Annotated in this window: 10 protein-coding genes and 1 pseudogene; 6 read left to right on the top strand and 5 right to left on the bottom strand. The window is 67.2% G+C overall.

Features of this window, described 5'->3' with window-relative positions; translation table 11 throughout:
- Positions 1-10 precede the first annotated feature (10 nt).
- Together J2W22_RS19725 and J2W22_RS19720 are read left to right on the top strand one after the other, a co-directional pair.
- Positions 11-802 (top strand): SDR family NAD(P)-dependent oxidoreductase, encoded by a 792-nt coding sequence (locus J2W22_RS19725; protein WP_307119986.1) that lies wholly within the window; start codon positions 11-13, stop codon positions 800-802.
- A pseudogene (locus J2W22_RS19720) lies at positions 756-1,784 on the top strand (FAD-dependent monooxygenase); the annotation flags it as partial. The gene J2W22_RS19725 and the pseudogene J2W22_RS19720, both read left to right, overlap by 47 nt.
- A gap of 111 nt (positions 1,785-1,895) precedes the next feature.
- Here J2W22_RS19720 and J2W22_RS19715 read toward each other — a convergent pair.
- The gene (locus tag J2W22_RS19715) at positions 1,896-2,891 is read right to left on the bottom strand and encodes a LysR family transcriptional regulator (protein ID WP_307119985.1); all 996 of its coding nucleotides are present in this window, start codon (positions 2,889-2,891) and stop codon (positions 1,896-1,898) included.
- An 82-nt stretch (positions 2,892-2,973) separates the two neighbouring features.
- Here J2W22_RS19715 and J2W22_RS19710 point away from each other — a divergent pair, with 82 nt between their 5' ends.
- On the top strand, positions 2,974-3,774 hold the full coding sequence (locus J2W22_RS19710; protein WP_307119984.1) for an SDR family NAD(P)-dependent oxidoreductase: 801 nt from the start codon (positions 2,974-2,976) through the stop codon (positions 3,772-3,774).
- A 106-nt stretch (positions 3,775-3,880) separates the two neighbouring features.
- Positions 3,881-4,990 carry a tetratricopeptide repeat protein gene (locus tag J2W22_RS19705; protein ID WP_307119983.1) on the top strand — a complete coding sequence of 370 codons (1,110 nt, stop codon included), beginning with the start codon at positions 3,881-3,883 and terminating at the stop codon, positions 4,988-4,990.
- 4 nt (positions 4,991-4,994) lie between these two features.
- Here J2W22_RS19705 and J2W22_RS19700 read toward each other — a convergent pair whose 3' ends face one another.
- Both J2W22_RS19700 and J2W22_RS19695 read right to left on the bottom strand, forming a co-directional pair.
- Positions 4,995-8,216 (bottom strand): PAS domain S-box protein, encoded by a 3,222-nt coding sequence (locus J2W22_RS19700; RefSeq protein ID WP_307119982.1) that lies wholly within the window; start codon positions 8,214-8,216, stop codon positions 4,995-4,997.
- A 178-nt stretch (positions 8,217-8,394) separates the two neighbouring features.
- Complete coding sequence (locus J2W22_RS19695) at positions 8,395-11,052, bottom strand: TonB-dependent receptor (protein ID WP_307119981.1); 2,658 nt, start codon at positions 11,050-11,052, stop codon at positions 8,395-8,397.
- A 232-nt stretch (positions 11,053-11,284) separates the two neighbouring features.
- Here J2W22_RS19695 and J2W22_RS19690 point away from each other — a divergent pair, with 232 nt between their 5' ends.
- Entirely contained in the window at positions 11,285-12,028 is a 744-nt protein-coding gene (locus tag J2W22_RS19690; RefSeq protein WP_307119980.1) for a GntR family transcriptional regulator, read from the top strand.
- Between the two features lie 69 nt (positions 12,029-12,097).
- Complete coding sequence (nagA, locus tag J2W22_RS19685; protein ID WP_307119979.1) at positions 12,098-13,222, top strand: N-acetylglucosamine-6-phosphate deacetylase; 1,125 nt, start codon at positions 12,098-12,100, stop codon at positions 13,220-13,222.
- Positions 13,223-13,282: 60 nt separating this feature from the next.
- Here nagA and J2W22_RS19680 read toward each other — a convergent pair whose 3' ends face one another.
- Together J2W22_RS19680 and J2W22_RS19675 are read right to left on the bottom strand one after the other, a co-directional pair.
- Positions 13,283-14,548 (bottom strand): metallophosphoesterase, encoded by a 1,266-nt coding sequence (locus J2W22_RS19680; RefSeq protein WP_307119978.1) that lies wholly within the window; start codon positions 14,546-14,548, stop codon positions 13,283-13,285.
- A 23-nt stretch (positions 14,549-14,571) separates the two neighbouring features.
- A complete protein-coding gene (locus J2W22_RS19675) occupies positions 14,572-16,917 on the bottom strand; it encodes a TonB-dependent receptor (RefSeq protein WP_307119977.1) in 2,346 nt (781 codons plus the stop codon).
- Positions 16,918-16,938: the final 21 nt, after the last annotated feature.

Raw genomic sequence — 16,938 nt, 5'->3', positions numbered from 1 at the left:
GGACCCGCGCATGTCGTATCCGGAACAATTCACCATCCCGAAGCGCGAGATCCGGCGCGAGCAGCGCTTCACGGGCAAGATCGCGCTGGTCACCGGCGGCAGCACCGGCATCGGCGCAGCGGTCGTGCGCAGGTTCGCCGAGGAGGGAGCATCGGTCGCCTTCACCTATTTCGCCTCGCGCGATGCCGCCTGGGAGCTTGAACGGGAGCTGTTCGACGCCGGGCGGACGGCAATGGCGATGCGGGTCGATGCGCGGTCCGCGGAAGAGACCCGTGCCTGTATCCGGGAACTGATCGAAGGCTTCGGCCGCATCGATATGCTGGTCAACAATGCCGGGCTGGCCCGTGCAGGTGCGATCGAAAGCTATGATCTCGGCGCGCTCGAGGAAATGGTGGCGGTCAACGTGAAGGCGCCGTTCCTCGCGATCCGCGAGGCCCTGCCGCACATGCCGGCGGGCGGGCGGATCATCAATGTCGGCAGCGTCAGCAGCGACTATATGCCCTATCCCGGCCAGGCGGCGTACACGATGACCAAGGCCGCGATGACGGGATTGACGCGCGGGCTGGCCCGCGAGCTGGCGGGGCGCGGCATCACCATCAATACGGTGCAGCCCGGGCGAGTCGAGACCGGCCTGCTCCGCCAGGTGCTGGGCGGGGCCTATGACACGGTACGCCGCGGCACCCCGATGGGCCGGTTCGGCAAGGTGGCGGAAGTCGCAAGCGTCATCGAGTTCCTGTGCAGCGACGCCGCCGCCTATGTTACCGGCGCGCATATCCGGGTCGATGGCGGCGTCTCCGTCTAACCGCAACCAGTGCGCGCCATATGCCATAGGCAGCGCATTCTCCGGCTTCGGCCGTCCAGGAGTACCCATGTCGAGGAATATTCTGATCATCGGCGCCGGCATCGCCGGCCTTGCACTCGCCCGCGCATTCGAGCGCCGGGGCATCGCGTTCGACATCATCGACCGCGCGCCGAGCCCCCTGACCGGCGGGGCCGGCATGTTCCTGCCCGGCAACGCCATGGTCGCGCTGCGCGGACTGGGGCTGGACGAGCGGGTGGCGGACATCGCCTGGCACAATCGGCGCCAGACCATCCTCGATGTCGGCGGCGGCACGCTGCACGACATGGACGTGGACGGCTTCTGGGAAGGCGCCGGCCCCTGCCTGTCGCTCACCCGGGCATCGCTCACCGGGATACTCCGCTCGGGCGTCGAGGCGCAGGTCCGCTACGGCACCTGGACCGACGCTATCGCGATCGAGGATCACAAGGCGCGGGTGACCTTCTCGGACGGAGCCGAGGCTGTCTATGATTTGGTCATCGGCGCCGACGGCTTCACCTCCGCAACGCGCACCCAGCTGTTCGGATATGAGCCGCCCGAAATCTATCCGCGCACCTGCTGGCGGACGCTGGTGCCGAACCGCATCGGCTTGCGCCACTGGACGGTGATGCTCGGCCAGCGCCGCGCGCTGCTCGGCGTGCCGGTAGAGGACGGGCTGCTCTATCTGTACGGAGACGCGGACAATGTGCTGCTTCCCGCTCATCCGGCCACCCATCGCCAGGACCTGCAGGACCTGTTCGGCGGCTTCGCGGCACCCCTCGCGCCGGTCGTCGCCGCGCTCGGGCCGGACGACCGGATCGACAAGGGCTATCTGGGCGAAGTCGCGGCGCGCGACTGGAGCAACGAGGCGGCGGTGCTGGTCGGCGACGCCGCCCATGCCTGCTCGCCGAGCATGGCGCAGGGGGCCAGCATGGCGTTCGAGGATGCGCTGGTGCTCGCCGATTGCCTCGCCGGCGCGCAGGATCTCCGCGCCGCGCTGGCCGAATTCAACCGGCAGCGGCTGGAGCGTGTGCGCTGGGTCCAGAAGCAATGCCGGGCGCGGGATTCGACCCGGTCGCTACCGCGGCCGCTCCGCATCGCCATCCTCCGGCTGCTCGGCGACCGCCTCTATCGGCGCAGCTATGCCCCGCTCCTCCTCCCGTTCCAGAACGGCGGCACGGATCGTGTCGACCAGCGCGCGTAGTGCCGGGGAGGTGTTCCGGTTGTGCGGATAATAGAGGCAGAGCCGGGAGGATCTCGGCATCCACGGCTCGAGGAGCAGCGATAGCTGTCCCGCCGCGATCGCATCGCTGCAGATCGAGCGCGCGATATAGGCGATCCCCATGCCCTCGATCGCGGCCTTGAACAGCAGCAGCTGGTTGTCGAGGGTGAGATTGCCGGGCACGTCGAGCGCGAGCGCTTCGCCGCCCCGCTCGAATTCCCAGCGATAGGTCCCGCCGCCGGGCAGCACCGAGCGGATGCAGCGATGGTGCAGCAGATCCGCGGGAACGCCCGGCGCGGGGTGTTCGCGCAGATAGGCCGGCGCGGCGACCACGCAGAAATCCAGGCCGAAGGGCAGCGGCACCGCGACCATGTCGGCGGGGACGGATTCCTCCAGCCGGACGCCGGCGTCGCATCCGTTCAGCACGATGTCGACGAGCCGCGTCTCGGTGGTGAGCTCGATCGAGACCAGCGGATGGCGCCGGCTGAAATCGCGCAGCACCGGGGCCAGGACCTGATGCGCCCCGGTCACCGAGCTGTTGATGCGCAGCAGGCCCGAAGGTGCGCCGGAGCGGCTGCCGGCTTCTTCGGCGGCACGCTCGATCTCGGCGAGCGCCGGCGCCACCCGCGCGATGAACTCGGCGCCCGCGGCGGTCAGCGAGACGCTGCGCGTGGTCCGGTTGAACAGCCGCACGCCCAGCCGGTCCTCCAGCGCCCGGATATTGCTGCTCAGCGCGGTGGGCGAGATGCCCAGATAGTCCGCGGCCGCGCGGAAGCTGCGCCGCTCGGCAAGCTGGATGGCGGCCATCAGCTCGCCGATGCCGTTCCGGCCGATTGTGCCGTTCTGCCGCATAACCCATCCCGATTGCGCAAGCTAATCAAGGCAATCATCTGGGCCCATCTCCAGTGCATCGCAAGCATCAGGAGATTTGAGGATGAAGACCGAACTGGAAACGCGCCGGGCGCTCGTCACCGGCGCATCGTCGGGCCTTGGCGAAGCCATTGCCCGCATGCTCGCCGCCGAGGGCGCCGCGGTGGTCGTGCACGGCCGCGACGAAGCGCGGACCCGCAAGGTCGCGGCAGACATCGTCGCAGCCGGCGGCGTCGCCGATATCGCGATCGGCGACCTTGCCAATGACGCAGGCGCCGATGCCGTCGCGGAGCAGGCCCTTGCCGGCGGCGCGATCGACATCCTCGTCAACAATGCCGGCTATTATCATCATCTCGACTGGCACAGCGCGACGCCGGACAAATGGGCCGAGACCTTCGAGGTGAATGTCTTCTCGGCCGTCCGGATGATCCAGCGCATCGTCCCGCCGATGGTCGCGCGCGGCTGGGGACGCGTCATCCAGATCGGCGGCGGGCTCGCCGAGCAGCCGGCGACCATGCATCCCGACTATCAGGCCTCGCTCGCCGCACGCCACAATCTGGCCGTGTCGCTCGCCCGCCAGCTCAAGGGCACGGGCGTCACTTCGAACATCGTCGCGCCGGGCGCCATCCTGGTGCCGTCGGTGCGCAAACTGCTCGAAGAGATTGCCCCCAAGCAGGGCTGGGGCGAGAGCTGGGAGGAGATCGAGCGCGGCTGCGTCAAGGATCTGGTGCCGAACGATGTCGGCCGCCTGGGCCGGCCGGAAGAGATCGCGGCTGCCGTCACCTATCTGGCCAGCGGGCTCGCAGCCTATGTCAGCGGCGCGACGATCCGGGTCGATGGCGGCACGGTGCGCTCGGCGTTCTGACGGCGAGCGGAGATGCCTCGCCCCCCTTACATGGTTGAATGACCGCTCCGGACGTCCTTGCTATGCATCGCGGCTGGAATGGCGTTTTGCCGATGAGGGGGGCCTTATGATCCGGATCGCCTGTGTTTCGATTGCGCTGCTGGTCAGCGGGACTGCGGCCGCCCAGGGCCGCATGTCGGACTATGTCCGCGGACTCTACGAGGAGCGCTGCCTCAAGCAGGAAGTGTCGGCGTGCCGCGAACTGATCGCGGCCGATTTCGGGGTGCCCGATGCGACTCGGGCCCGGGCGCTGGCGGTTCGTGGCGCAGCCTTGTTGCGGAACGACGCGGCCGACGATGCGGCGGCCGACTTCACCGGTGCGCTCAAGATCGCCGAAGCCCCGCAGGATCCGGCGATGGCCAGGCTCGATGCCGCGCGTGGCGTGTCCGGCTTCACCGCCCAGTGGCGCAGCATGGTGCATGCGGGATTGGCGGACGCCCAGCTGCGGCGCAGCGACAAGGCCAATGCCCGTATCGCGGTGGAAAAGGCGATCAAGCTCGATGCCGGCAACGGCTATGCCTATTCGGTCCGCGCGCGGATCGTCGGCAGCGAGCAGCAATGGCCGGCAGCGCTCGCCGATTTCGACCGGGCGATTCAGGCCGGCATGGCGGATACGGCCGAACACGCGCTCACCCTTTATCGTCGCGGCATCGTCCGCGGCGTGCTGAAGCGACCGGCCGAAAGCCAGATCGCCGATTTCACCGCCGCGCTGGCGATCGATCCGACCCTTGCCATCGCGCTGGAACGGCGCGCCGGCCTCTATCAGGATCTGGGACGGCACGAAGATGCGGTGCGCGACTATGATGCGCTCACCGCGCGCGCACCCAAATACGCCGTCGGCTTCAATTCCGCCTGCTGGACGCGCGCCGCCTATCTGAAACGCGAGTTCGACAAGGCCCGTGCGCAATGCGATCAGGCCCTGGCGCTGGCAGCGGAACCCAACAGCTACGACAGCGCCGGCCTGGTCGCGCTCCAGCAGAAGCGGTGGCAGGATGCCTGGACCTTGTACGACAAGGCGGTGAAGGGCGACGCGAAGATGGCGTCGGCGCTCTATGGCCGCGGGATCGCGGCCAAACGCCTCGGCCGCACTGCCGATGCGGAAGCGGACCTCGCCGCCGCGACGCGGATGGAAGCGCAGGTCGCGGCGGACTATGCATCCTATGGGCAGGCGCAGTAGCCGGTCAGCAGGCCGCCAGCAGTTCGCGGTAGAGAGCGCGCACCTCTTCGAGCCGCTCCTCGCACGACCAGCGCTCCAGCCCTTCCTCGAGCCGGCTTGCCAGGTCGCCGAGTTCCGGCTGGCCGAACATGCCGGCGATCCCCGCGAGCTGGTGCGCCAGGGCGTGAATCTCGTCGCTCGCCGCATCGCTGATCGCGCCCTGTTCGAGCGCGGAGGCGATCTTGGTCAGCGTGGCGATCTTGCGCGCGAGATAGCGCGCTTCGAGCGAGGGCTTGGGCGCCGCAGCCGGCGTCTCCGCGACAGCCGCCTCGGGCCGCGCCTCCTCTTCCGCCGGCGGCAGCTGCTCGGCCAGCACCCGTTCCAGCTGGCGCTCGTCAAGCGGCTTGGTGAGCTGGTCGTTCATGCCGGCCTGGCTGCACCGGTCGAGATGCGCCGCCTGGGCACTCGCGGTAAGCGCGACGATCGGCACCGAACTCTGCGGCGCCTGCGCCGCGCGGATCGCCTTGGTCGCCGCAAAGCCGTCCATGACCGGCATCTGGCAATCCATCAGCACCAGATCGAAGCTGCCGCCGAGCACCGCCTCGACCGCCTCCGCCCCGTCGGCCGCAAGCGACACGTCGAACCCGTAGCGCGACAGCGTGGCCAGCATGAGCTCGCGGTTCAGGTCGACATCGTCGACGACCAGGATCCGCTTGCCGGAAAAGTCGAGCAGCGGTCGCCGCTCGGCCTTGCCCCGCACGGCGATCGGGCGCCCTTCGCGCAACGGAATTTCGAACCAGAAGGTCGATCCCTGGCCGACTTCGCTCGACAGGCCCATCGCGCCCTGCATCAGCTCGATCAGCTGGCGGCTGATCGCGAGACCAAGGCCGGTGCCGCCATAATGCGCGCCGATCGCCGGCCCCGCCTGGACGAACCGGTTGAACAAAGTCGCGGCCTTTTCCGCCGGGATTCCGGCACCGGTGTCGCGCACCTCGACGCGCAGGCGCTGGTCGCTCCGCTTCCCGGTCGTCCAGGCGGTGAGCGTCACCGAGCCTTCATGGGTGAACTTGATCGCGTTCGACAACAGGTTGAGCACCACCTGGCGCAGCCGGGCATCGTCGCCTTCCATCCAGGCCGGGACGTCCGACCCGACAAGCGCACGCAGGTCGATGTCCCGGGCGGCTGCCTGCGGTTCCATCAGCGCCACGGTCTCTCGCACGAATGCGTGCAGGTCGAACGAGACGGAGTTCAGCTCGAGCGCCTCCGCCTCCAGCTTCGAGAAGTCGAGCACATTGTCGATCACGCCGCGCAGCGCCTGGCCGGCATTGTGGATCAGCCGCACGCGCTGCCGCGTCTCGTCGCGCAGCTCCGGCGCCTCGTCCAGCAGGCGGGAAAAGCCGATGATGCTGTTGAGCGGCGTCCGCAGCTCGTGGCTCACATTGGCGACGAAGTCCGACTTCGACTTCACCGCCTGCTCCGCCTTGAGCGTCGCCGCGGCCAGCGCGTCCTCGCGCCGCTTGCGGTCGGTCACGTCGCGGACGACATCGATGAAGCCGGTCATCGCCGCATCCTGCGCGTCGTGCAGGATGCCGATGCTCGATTCGAGCCAGATCCACTCGCCATCGGCGCGCTGCGAGCGCCAGCGCACCCGCTCCGCGGTGCCGGTGCGGATCAGCGTTCCATATTCGCGGCGCAGCGCCGGAAGATCCTCGGCGTGCACGAAATCAAACGCCGGCCGGCCGAGCAGGTCGGCGGGGTTGAGCCCCATGATCTTCTCGCACGAAGGCGAGATGAAGGTGATGCGCCCCTCCAGATCGGTCGTCGTGATCATGTCGGTCGAGTTGCGCGCCATCAGCCGGTAGCGGTTCTCCACTTCGCGCGCATTGGTCAGGTCCTCGACCTGCGCGATGAAATGGGGAGGATTGCCGTCCTCGGCCTCGACCATCGACACCGAGAGCCGCACCCAGACCTCGCGTCCGGTCTTGTGGACATAGCGCTTGTCCATCTTGTAGCTGCCGATCCTGCCGGCGATCAGGTCGGCCAGCTGCGCAAGATCCGCCTCCAGATCGGCGGGATGCGTGATCGTCTGGAAGTCGAGCCCGGCGATCTCGTCCGGCGCATAGCCGACGATGCGCACGAACGCCTCGTTGACGCGGAGGAAGCCGCCCTCGGCCGATACCAGCGCCATGCCGATCGGCGCGTGGTTGAACGCGTTCTCGAACTGCTCGGTCCGCTTCCTGCGCTCGGAGATGTCGTGCAGCAGCGCGGTGAATTCCCAGCCCTCCTGGGTGTGCGCCGCGTTGATCGCGAGTTCCACCGGCATGGACTTCCCGGTGCGATGCAGCGCCTGGACCTCGATCCGGCTCCCGATCAGCGTGCCTTCGCCGGTCGCGACGAAACGGGAAAGCGCCGCTCGGTGGCTGTCCCGCAATTCCGCCGGGATGATCAGCTCGGCCAGGTCGCGCCCGATCGCCTCCTGCTCGGACCAGCCGAAGGTCAGCTCGGCCTGGCGGTTCCAGCAGGTGATGATGCTCTCGCTCGTCATCGTGACGATCGCCTGGTGCGCGTTGCCGATGATGCCGGAGAGGCGCTCTTCCTTCGCCCGCAGCGAGGCCTCGAGAGCGGCGCGCTCGCCGACCTCGCGGGAGAGCTGCTCCACCGCCGCCGTCCGCTGCGCGAGATCGCGTTCGGTTTCGTCGAAGCGGAGCTGCTTGCGCATCTCGGCGGAGAGCATGGCGCTGAGCAGGCGCAGCGCCTGGACATCGTCCTCGCCGAAGCGGTGCGGCGTCGAAGCGCAGACCTTGACCACGCCGCGTGCCAGCCCGTCGTCGAGAAGCGGCGCGCAGATCATCGCCCGCACGCCGGTGCGCTGGCAGGCGGCCCGGTCGACCCGATCGTCGGTCGCGGTGTCGTTGCTGAGCAGCAATTCGCCCTGCGCCGCGCAAAGGCCCGAGAGGCTGCCCGCCCGCTTCACCCGCAATCCGAGGAACGTCCGCATCGACGGGCTCGCCGCCGTGTAAACAAGATCGCGGCCGTCGATCAGCTCGACGACCACGCCGGCCCCTTCGATCAGGAGGCCGAGCTCCTCGACCACCACCTGCATGAAATGGTCAAGGTCGAGCTGCGTCTCGGCGAGCCGGACCTGGGCGCGGGCAAGCGCCTCGAGCCGCCTTACCCTGTCCCAGGTCGGCGGCGTGCTGGTGTCGTGACTTTCGGCCCGTTCCGGGGGGAGCGCGTGCTGAAGCATCGAAAACCAGTAAATTCAGTGAGATGAACGGATTGATAAACCATGCTTCGGTGCCACTACGGATAGCATTATCCGAATCCGGTGGTCCGGCGGCTCGGCGGCCGGCGCATGATTGCAAAGAAAAAGGGCCGGCGGACGGACGATTGCGCGTCCGGCCGCCGGCCCAGGGGTTGGAGGGTCAGAAGTTCACATTGACGGTCGCGAGCAGCTTGCGGCCGTTCTTGTACACGCCGCGCGGCAGCGCCTGCGTGTTGGCATAGGCGTAGTACTGGCTGTCGGTCAGGTTCATGCCCGAGACGGTCAGCCCGATCTCCTTGGTGATGTTGTACGTCGCCGACACGTCGATATTGGCGCTGTCGCGGACGTACATCTGGTCACCGCGGTCGATACCGGTGAAGTACTTCGAACGCCACGTATAGGTTGCGCGCAGGGCGACCGGACCGCTCTCGAAGAACGGGCTGAGGCTCGCCTGGTGCTTCGAGTTGTAGGGCAGGTCCGCCCCCGCCTCGCCCTTGCCGTCCGCATAGGTGTAGTTGGCGAGCAGGCCGAAGCCGAGCGGCAGGCTCTGCTGATAGGCGATCGCGAAGCCCTTCACATTGGCCGAGCCCGCATTGAACGGCCGGCTGATGTTGTAGGTGGTCACGGCGCCGACGAACTGGTTGAAATACTGCTCGCGGGCAGTCTTCTGCAGGATGTAGTTGCCGATGTCCTTGTAGAACACCTCGGCCGCCAGGATCGCGCGCGGCGCGAAATACCATTCGAGCGACGCATTGTAGTTGGTCGATTCGTAGGGCTTCAGGTTCGGGTTGCCGCCGCCGCCGGTGCCGATCTGGTCCGAAAGCCAGAAATAGTTGGACATGTCGGCATAGTTGGGCCGCGCGATCACCTGCGCAGCGGCGAAGCGGAAGGTCAGGTCCTTCTGCAGCGCGACCGCGATGTTCACGCTCGGCAGGACATTGTCGTACGAGCGGGTCGTGGTCTGCCAGATCCAGTCGGCCTGCGCGTTGCAGGCGGCACCCGGCTTGCAGACGAAGCCCGCGCTCTCGGTCTTGGTGTGGACATAGCGCGCGCCGATATTGCCGCGCAGGGCGCCCTGCTCGAAGTTGATCTGGCTGTAGAGCGCCTGGATGTCTTCCTTGATGTTCCAGTTGCCGGCGGTGAACTCGGCGGCGGCGAACATCGACGGGGTCGGCAGGTTCGGACGGCCCTGGACATAGTCCACCATCGAATCGCCGTTGATGATGAAGCGGCCGGCCATCTGGTCGTTGATGCCGTCAAAGCCCGACAGGTAATTGTCCTTGACCGGGCGGGTGTCGAAATTGCTCGCCGGCACCGAGAGGCCGGTCAGCGCGATGCCGGCATATTCCTGGCCGGTCTCGTGGTGGCGATACTTGTAGCCGAACGACCAGCGCTTCAGCGAGCCGTCGAACTTCAGGCCGAGATCGACCTGGCCGTAGCGCTCCTTGTCGGTGGTGGGCTTGTTGACGAGGTTGCCGCTCCAGCCCGGATCGGTGGCGAAGGCCGCGGGGTTACCGAGCACGTTGCTGCCATAGGTCAGCGTGCCGGGCTTGTCGGGCGCGCCGCTGATATCGACGGTATAGTCGGCCCAGTTGAGGAACTCGAGGAACACCTGCTTCTTGGTGCCGCCGTCCGCATCGGACACGCCGCCCTCGACATTCAGGTCCCAATGCACGTCGTCCCAGCCGATCTGGCCGCGGAATGTCTGCGAGTGCATCTCGGCGACGCGGTACTGCGCATCGAGCACCGACAGCGCGTTCTTGAAGCTCGCCTTGGTGACGATGCCGTTGTCGACGGTCAGGCCGGTCAGCGAACCGGCGCTGTTCCAGACATTGCCCGGGAAGGCGTACATCGACTGGTTGAGATTGTCATAGGTCGCGTCGATGCGCAGCCAGTCGGCAGTGATGGTCAACTCGTCGACCGGCTTCCACTGGGCGGTAGCCGAATAGGTCAGGCGCTCGCGGTTCTGCTCGAAATAGGAAGTGCCGAAGGCGTTCGGGAACTTGGCCCCCGGGTTCGCGGTCAGCGTGGTCGCGCAGGTGGCGGTGCAGTTGCCCGTGGTGATCGAGCTGGTGCCGGCGTCGTTCTTGCCGGCCCAGAAGTCCGCGGTGATCGTGCCATAGCTCTCCAGGCCGTCGCGGCGCAGGCGATCCTTGGCGCGCTGGAACGAGGCGAGGATGCCGAAGGTCTTGCTCGCATTGTGCCAGCTGACCAGCGCCGAGCCCTGGACGTCGCCCTTCTCCGAGCGGTCGTTGTAGAGATAGCCGAGCGAGCCGGCGACCACGAAGGGCTTCAGCTCCAGCGGCTTGCGGGTGAGCACGTTGACGGTGCCGCCGATCGATCCTTCGTCGATGCGCGCCTCGGGCGACTTGTAGACGTCGACGCGGTTGACGAGCTGCGGCGCGAGCAGCGCGTAGTTGAAGGTGCGGCCCGGCGAATCGAGAATGAACCAGTCGGCCGAAGCGACGGTCTGGCCGTTGAGCAGGGTGCGGTTCAGCGCCGGATCGGTGCCGAGGATCGAGACCTTCTCGCCCTGGCCGAACTGGCGATCGACGGTGACGCCCGGAACCAGCGTCAGCGCTTCGGCGACGTTGGTGTTGGGGAACTTGCCGACATCTTCGGACGAGACCGAGTCGATGATCGAATCGGCCTTGCGCTTGGCATCGATCGACTGGGCGAGCGAGGCGCGGAAGCCGGTGACGACGATCTCGCCTTCATCGGCGGGCTGGGCAGTGGTGTCGCTGGTCTGTGCGTGCGCGGCGCCGGTGAGCAGCGCCATGGCGCTGGCCGTGCCGATAAGAAATCCCCGGATCCCCATGTCTCATCCCCTTGGTCAGATGTTTCTGAACTTGCTTATGCTTCTTTTGATTCTTTGTGGTACGTCGCTGGTAGACCAGTCGCGTACCAATACCCGTACCATTCCTCAGCCAATGGGGGTCGTCAAGACGGATTCTTACATTGGGATTACAGTCCAGTGCAATTTTCTGCTGACAATGGTACGTTAGTGGTACTAGTGTTGCATAAGGCGCACAGCCGATTATGGGGAAGCGATGCCGCTGCTGGCAGAAAAGATCAGGCCGCTCGATGGCCCGGGGAGAGGGCCGCTATACCGGCAGCTCGAGAACGCGTTGCGCGAGGCGCTGCGCGACAACCTGCTCAAGCCCAATGAAGCCCTGCCCGCCGAGCGGGACCTGGCCGCCGATCTCTCGGTCTCGCGGATCACCTTGCGCAAGGCGATCGACAAGCTGGTCGACGAGGGACTGCTGGTCCGCCGCCACGGCGCGGGCACCTTCGTGGCGAGCCGCGTCGAGAAGCAGTTCGCCAAGCTCTCGTCCTTCTCGGAAGACATGGCCTCGCGCGGGCGGACCGTACGGAGCGAATGGCTGATCCGCGCATCCGGCGCGGTGACGGGTGAGGAATCGCTCACCTTCGGCCTCAGCCCCGGCACCGAAGTCTATCGCTTCCACCGCATCCGCTATGCCGACGACGTGCCGATGGCGCTCGAGTTCGCGATCATCCCGGGCTTCGGCCTGCCCGGGATCGAGGCGGTCAGTTCCTCGCTCTATGCCGCGCTCGAGGCGACCGGCAATCGCCCGGTGCGCGCGCTCCAGCGGCTGCGCGCCGCCTTGTGCGACGCCGAACGGGCGGCACTGCTCGGCGTCGAGGTCGGTGCGCCGGTTCTCTATATCGAGCGGCGCGGGTTCCTGGCGGACGGCCGGGTGATCGAGGCGACGACGAGCTGGTATCGCGGCGACGCCTATGACTTCGTCGCCGAACTCGACACGCGCGGCTGAGCCGATGATCCTCTCCGACCCGCGCGGCGGGACCATGTGCGCGTGCGCCCAGGCGACCGGGAAGCTCCGATGCGGGCGCTGATCCCCACGCGCGTGCTGGTTGACGGCGCGCTGCAGGCCGGCATCGCCGTGCTGGTCGATGGCGCGCGCATCTTCGGCGTGGTTCCCGCCGACTCCCTCCCCCCAGATGCCGTGCAGGAGGCGCTGCCCGGCACGCTGGTGCCCGGCTTCATCGATACCCAGGTGAATGGCGGCGGTGGCGTGCTGTTCAACGATGCGCCCAGCGTCGAGGGCATCGCCGCGATCGGTGCCGCCCACCGCCGCTTCGGCACCACCGGCTTCCTGCCGACGCTGATCAGCGACGATCTCGACGTGATCCGCCGCGCCGTGGCCGCGGTCGACGCGGCGATCGAGGCGGGCGTGCCCGGGGTGCTCGGCATCCATATCGAGGGCCCGTTCCTCAACGTCGATCGCAAGGGCATCCATTCTGCCGAGAAGATCCGCCCGCTCGATGCCGAGGGGATCACGGCTCTTACCGGGCTCAAGCGCGGGCGTACGCTGGTGACGCTGGCGCCCGAACGAGTCGCGATCGCCGACATCAAGCGGCTGGTCGCCGCCGGCGTCGTCGTCGCGGCGGGCCATACCAATGCCAGCCATGTCCAGGCCAAGGCGGCGGTGGCCGCCGGCATGCGCGGCGTCACCCATTTGTTCAACGCGATGTCGCCGCTCGGCTCGCGCGAGCCGGGGATGGTCGGCGCCGCGCTCGATTCGCCTGAACTGACATGCGGCCTGATCGTCGACGGCCATCATGTGAGCCCCGCGACGCTTCGCCTGGCGCTGCGCTGCAAGCCCAGCAGCGGCTTCATGCTGGTGACCGATGCGATGCCCTCGGTCGGCTCGGATGCGATCGCGTTCCTGCTTCAGGGGCGCCGCATCATCGTGAAGGACGGCGCCTGCCGTAGCGACGACGGGACGCTGGCCGGCTCGCATCTCGACATGGCCGCCGCCGTGCGGAACGCGATGTCGATGCTCGGTCTCGACCTGGCGACGGCAGTGGAGATGGCAAGCGCGAGCCCGGCGGCGCTGATCGGCCTGGCCGGAACCCATGGCCGCATCGCCGTGGGGCATGCGGCGGACCTCGTACTGCTCGACGATGCGGGGCAGGTCATCGCGACCTGGATCGGCGGGCGCTAGCCCTCCCAGCCGGATACGGAACGGGCCCGGTCGATGGCGACCGGACCCATTCCATCACTATCAGCGCGGATCGCCGAAGCGCTTGCGGAAGCCGGTCAGGTCGATCCTGAAATCGTCCTCGCCATGGAAAGCCTCGTCGCTCAGCTTCGGCTTTTCCGCCGCCTTGTACCAGGCGGCATATTCGGCGGTGTCGCGGCTCTGCTTCTTGTAGTGGGTCGAATAGGTGCGCACCTGGATCGTCGGAGTCGCGCTGCCCATGTCGAAGCGCATCAGCCGCAGCCAGCCATCGCCGATCCCCTCGCCCGGCCCCATCTTCGCGCCCGCATCGATCGCGCTCTGGCGGCGGTCCTGATAGTCGGCGAGCACCTGCCACACCGGATTGCCAGCGCGGTTGTTGTCGACGCGCATCGCCTGGCCATGCTCGTGGCCGCACAGCACCAGGAAGATCTGGTCGTGCTGGCTGATGAACTTGTCCCACACCATCTGCGGGCTGTTGTCCTCCGCATCCACGGCATGGCCGTCGATGATCGGATTGGGGACGCGCTCGCCTTCCTTGGTCATATAGTCGTGCGTCGAGACGATGGTCGGCAGGCCGGGATGCTCGGCGATCACCTTGGCCGCCCATTCGAGCGAGGCGTTGGGCGCATCGAACTGCAGGCCGATATGCAGGAAGGTATAGCCGCCCGCCTTGAAGATCTGGGCGCTGTCGGCGCCGCCGTCATGGCTGGCGACGTACCAGCTCTTGCCCTTGAAGAAGGGCTGGTCCGCGCCGAACAGCGAGCGGAAATTGTCCAGCCCGCCGGGATGCAGCATGCCCAGGCTCGACATGTCGGTGAACTTCGCCGCGGGCGGGTGGCTGGAGTCGGTCCACATCGCGTCGTAATCGTGATTGCCCGGCACCACCGAGAAGGGCACCTTGCCCGCGATCATCTCATAGCCCTTGCGCGCCGTGGCGATCTCGACCGTGGTCACCTTCGGCGTCGGCGCGAAATGCGCGTCGAGGATCGGGTTGGCGACACGCTTGAACCCGCGCGCGGCATGGCCCGGATCGATGGTCAGCGTCTGGTGCTGCCAGACATCGCCCAGCGCGGTGACGAAGTCGATGTCACCGCCATTGGAGCGGAGATTGGCGGCGATGTACGCCATCTGGTCGAGGAACATCCGGTCCGCGTCGAACTTGAAGCCCTCGGCGGTCTGGTGGGTGTAGTCGGTATAGTTCTGCGTGTCCGGGATCGCCGCGATGGTGAAGCTGCGGTCCTGGGCCAGTGCCGGCACCGCCGCCCCGAACAGGGCGGCTGCGGCGAGAAATGCTGCGGTCTTGCGCATGGTCTTGCTCCTGGGATGCGGGGTCAGAACTTCACGCCGAATTCGGCGCGATAGGTGCGGCGGGTGCCGGCGATGAAGGTGGGGATGCCGAAATTGTCGCCGGTGTTGCCGGCATCGACGATGAACTTCCGGTCGGTGAGGTTGTCGCCGACCAGCGCGAAGGTCCAGCGGTCGCCGGTGCCGGTGAAGGACAGGCGCGCGCTCAGCAGGCCGAAGGCGCCCTGATATTCGTCGACGACGCGGTCGCTATAGGCCGCCGGGGTGCGGACCTGCAGGTCCGGGCGATCGTTATTGTCGTCGAAGAACATCTTCGATTGCCAGCTGTAGAGCGGCGCGAAGCTGAACCGCCCGCCCTCGACATCGGCATAGAAATCGGCGCCGATCGCATATTTGTTGTCCGGGCTGTTGCGGAAGCGGTTGCCGTCATAGATGCCGTTCTTGAAGCGCGCCTTGTTCCAGCCATAGCTGCCGAACAGGCGGATGCCGTTGACCGGCGTGTAGCTCAGCTGCGCCTCGATGCCGGTCGCATCGGCCTTGCCGGCGTTGATCGTGCCGATCGTGCCGTTGACCGTGCCCAGCGTCTGGAAGTTGCTGTATCTGTAGTGATAGATCGACAGGTCGCCGGTCAGCCGGCCGCCCAGCGTGCGGGTCTTGATGCCCGCCTCGACCGACTGCAGTGATTCCGCCGGGATGATCTGGGCCACGCCGGTGTTGAGCAGCTGCACCACCTCGGGCCGCTTGCCGATGCCGTAGACGGCATAGAGGTTGACGTCCTTGCTCAGCGAATAGCGCAGGCCGGCGCGGCCGGTCAGCGTGTTGGAGCGGTTCTCGCCTTCGACCACGGACCCGCCCGGGGTCGGCTGCAGCAGCAGGCCGCGTCCGGTGAGGCGGCTGACGCCCAGCGGCGTCAGGCCCTGCAGCGAGGCTTCCTTCTTGTCGAAGGTCACGCGGCCGCCGCCGAACAGCTGCAGTCCGGGGGCGAGATCGGCAGTGACGTCGGCGAAGAGGTCATAGGTCATGATCTTCGCATGCGAGACCTGCTGGTCGACATGGAAGGGCTTGAGCGCCGCCGCGGTCGGTCCGAGCAGCGCATTGATCTGCGCGTTGGTCAGCCCGCGCGGGGCTAGCGCCTGGAGCTGGCCGCCGAGCAGCAGCGCCATCGCGCGCTCGTCATAGCCCAGGCTGAAGTCCATGCCATTGTCGGCGCGGAAGGCGCTGGCGCCGACAAAGCCCTGGAACGGGCCGACATCCTTGAAGTTCAGCCGCAGCTCCTGCGCGACCTGATAGCCATAGTTGCGCTGCTCATAGGCGATGATGTTGGTCGGCGTGCCGTCATTGTCGCCCGACTGGAACGCGTCGGCCCAGCGGAAGCCGGTGATCGAAGTGAGGCTCAGGCGATCGTTCAGCTGCCAGTCCAGCGTGCTGCTGATGTTGACGATGTCGCGCTTGAACATCGGCTCGCGGAAGCTGCCGAAGGTATCGAGATGCGTCGGCGTCCAGAAGTTCAGGTCGCCGACGATCGCGCCGGTCTTCTGGTCGAGCGGCAGGAAGGTGCGCGACTTGAACGGCACGCCGCCGCGCGTGTCGTCGCGGTCATAGGTGGCGATCAGGTTCATCTCGAAATCGTCGCTCGGCGTCCAGCGCGCGGCGAAGCGGAGCGCCTGGGCGTTCACGGCGTTGTAGGTGCGGTCCGACCGGGTGTCCGAGACGAAGCCGTCGCGCTGCCGGGCCAGCCCGCCGATGCGGACTGCGAAGGTGTCACTCACCGGCAGGTTCACCACTGCCTGGGCCGACCAGTAATTGTAATTGCCGCCGGCGATCTTGGCTTCGACGCCAAACGTGTCGGCAGCGCGCTTCTGGTAGATCGACACGCCGCCGTTCAGCGCCGAGCGGCCGTGCAGCGTCGATTGCGGGCCGCGCTCCACTTCGATCCGGTCGATGTCGAACAGCTCGGTATAGGACGCCGTCGCCTGGGTGACCGGCATGCCGTCCTGGAACACCGCGACGCGCAGCTCGGCCTGGGGCTGGAAATCGTTCGAGGTGATGCCGCGCACCGAGAAGCCCGGCGCGAACTTGTCCTGCAGCTGGATCACGAAGCCGGGGGTGATCGCCGAGACCTTGCTGAGCTCGGTGCCGCCGATCTGCTCGAGATTCTCCGCGCTATAGGCGCTGATCGCCATCGGCACGTCGGTGATCCGCTGCTCCCGCTTCTGGGCGGTCACGACGATGTCGTCCCCCATTACGGTGTCATCGCCGGCCGGCACCGACTGGGCCGCGGCACCATCCTGTGCCACCCTCACCGGCGAATCGATGCGATTGGACTCGTTGCGAACCTGGGCATGGGCCTGCGCCGCACCGAGGATCAACATGCTGGAACAAAGAAGAAATTT

This window comes from Sphingomonas kyeonggiensis (assembly GCF_030812785.1).
GTDB lineage: Bacteria > Pseudomonadota > Alphaproteobacteria > Sphingomonadales > Sphingomonadaceae > Sphingomonas > Sphingomonas kyeonggiensis_B.
The sequence above is the reverse complement of the archived record's forward strand: the minus strand, read 5'-3'. Positions and strand labels throughout refer to the sequence as shown.